Consider the following 2,410-nt stretch of genomic DNA (forward strand, 5'->3'; position numbering starts at 1 on the left):
CTCGTCGTGCAGCGCGTCACCGGCGAACCGTTCGCGGACCACCTGCGCGACAACGTCTTCGCCCCCCTGGGGATGCGGGACACCACTGCCATCACCACCACCGACGAGCTGCCCGACGACGTCGCGGACGGGCACGTCTTCGCCTACGGCGCCTCGATCCCCGCCACCGAGCCGAGCCGGTTCGTCGCGGGCTCGGACGGGATCGTCACCACCGCCGAGGACATGGGCAAGTGGCTCGCCGCGCAGTCCGGCGACACCCGGCTGGCCGCCCCGGACACCCTCGCGGCCACGCGGGTCCCGGCCTTCCCCGGCAGCGCCTACGGCCTCGGCTGGCAGACCGGCGACGGCGCGGCCCGGCACGGCGGCATCTGGTTCACGCACTGCGCCGGTCAGCTCCTGCTGGACTCCGGCCACGGGGTCGTCGTCCTCGCGAACTCCGGTGTGGCGCTGGGGAACGAGGGCACCGGCGCGCTGGAGGACGGCATCGCCGCGATCCTGGAGGGCCGCGACGCGCAGCCGTCGTCCCCCCGCTCCGCGGTGGAACTGGCACTGGGCGCGCTGACCGCGCTCAGCCTCGTCCTCGGGGTCCTCGCCCTGCGCAGGCCGTGGCGGCCCCGCACGACCTGGCAGGTCGTGGTCCGGCTGGCCCCGCGAGTCGTCCCGGCGGCCCTCCTGCTGCTCGCGCCCGCGCTCCTCGGGCTGCTGGTCGGCGGCGGGCGGGACATCACCGCGTTCCAGCTCGCCTTCTACTCGCCCGCCCTGGTGCTCTGGCTCGCGCTCTCGGCCGCGCTGAACCTCGCGGTCCTGATCACCCGCCTGGTCCGCCTCGCCCGCCCGGTGACGGGGTAGCGTCCGTGGGCGTGCCGATCCGCCGACCGCTCGTCCTGCTGGCGCTGTGCTCGACCACCGCCCAGGCGACCGCGCTGGCGATGGGCGACGGCGTCCCGCCGTGGACCGGCGCTGTGCTGGTCGTGGTGGCGGTGTGCGCGTTCGTCGTCGGGCGGCGGGAGAGCGGCGGGCGGCCCGCGTGGGCGGTGCTGCTGGTGTCGCTACTGCAGACCGTCCCGCTGGGCCTGGCCGCGCCGCACGCCTGGGCCACCGCGCCACTGCTCGCGCTGCTGGCCGTGCTGCTGCCGTGGCTGGTCGGGCGGTCCGCGCGGCAGCAGGCGGAGCTGGCCGTCGCCGCCGCCGAGCGCGTCCACCTGCGCGAGCGGGCCCGGATCGCGCACGACGCGCACGACCTGCTCGGGCACGAGCTGAGCCTGCTGGCGCTGCGCGCGGGCGCCCTCGAACTCGCCGCCGACCTGCCCGAGCGGCACCGGGGAGCGGTGGGGGAGCTGCGCGCGGGCGCGGGCGCGGCCACCGAGCGCCTCGCCGGGCTGGTCGCCCTGCTGCGCGACGGCGAACCACCACCCCTGCGCCCGCAGGACGCCGACCTCGCCGACCTCGCCCACCGCGCCTCGGCCGCGGGCCTCCCGGTCACCCTGACCTGGCACGGCCCGAGACCGCTCCCGCCCGCCGTCGCCGCCACCGCGCACCGGGTGGTCAGGGAGGCGCTGACCAACGCCGCCAAGCACGCCCCCGGCGCACCCGTGGGGATCACCGTCACCGCCGCCGAGGACGTGGTGGTGACCGTCGCCAACCCGGTCACCACCCGGCGCCGCGCCCCCGGCTCGGGCACCGGGCTGGCCGCGCTCGCCGAGCGGGTCCGGTCGGCCGGTGGCGCGCTCGACGTGTCGACCTCGGGCGGCGCGTTCCGGCTCACCGCCACGCTGCCCGGCCGGGAGGCGCGGTGATCAGGGTGCTGCTGGCCGACGACGAACCGCTGATCCGCGCGGGCGTGCGGGCCGTCCTCGCCACCGACCCCGCCATCACCGTGGTCGCCGAGGCCGACGACGGGCGCGCGGCGGTCCGGCTCGCCCTGGAGCACCGCCCGGACGTGGCCCTGCTCGACATCCGGATGCCCCGGCTCGACGGGCTGGCCGCCGCCGAGGAGCTCGCGCGCACCGCGCCGGGGGTGGCGGTGGCCGTGCTGACCACGTTCGGCGACGACGCCTACGTGGCGCGGGCCCTGGACGGCGGCGCGAGGGGGTTCCTGCTCAAGTCCGGCGACCCGCGCGAGCTGCTGGCCGGGGTGCACGCGGTGGCGGGCGGCGGCGCGTACCTGGCGCCCCGCGTCGCGGCGCGGGTCCTGGCGGCGCTGGACACCAGGCCGCTCGGCCGGGCCGCCGAGGCGCGCGCCCGCGCCGACGCGCTGACCCCGCGCGAGCGGGACGTGCTGGCGCTGGTGGGCGCCGGGTTGAGCAACGCCCAGATCGCGCGCAGGCTGAACCTGGTGGAGGGCACCGTCAAGGGGCACGTGAGCACCATCCTGACCCGCCTGGACCTGGCGAACCGGGTCCAGGCGGCC

Annotated in this window: 3 protein-coding genes; all 3 read left to right on the plus strand. The window is 78.0% G+C overall.

Translation table 11 applies throughout. The annotated features are described in order from the left end of the window. Window positions 1–849, plus strand: an 849-nt coding sequence (locus ACTUAL_RS22145) for a serine hydrolase domain-containing protein (RefSeq protein WP_440901590.1), incomplete at its 5' end; no start/stop codon positions are given. Between the two features lie 11 nt (window positions 850–860). Next, window positions 861–1,796: a sensor histidine kinase gene (locus tag ACTUAL_RS22150; RefSeq protein ID WP_232519898.1), complete on the plus strand. Its 936-nt coding sequence runs from the start codon at window positions 861–863 to the stop codon at window positions 1,794–1,796. Continuing rightward, on the plus strand, window positions 1,793–2,410 hold a 618-nt coding region (locus ACTUAL_RS22155), incomplete at its 3' end, for a response regulator (RefSeq protein ID WP_440901591.1). The genes ACTUAL_RS22150 and ACTUAL_RS22155, both read left to right, overlap by 4 nt.

The organism is Actinosynnema sp. (genome assembly GCF_052038725.1).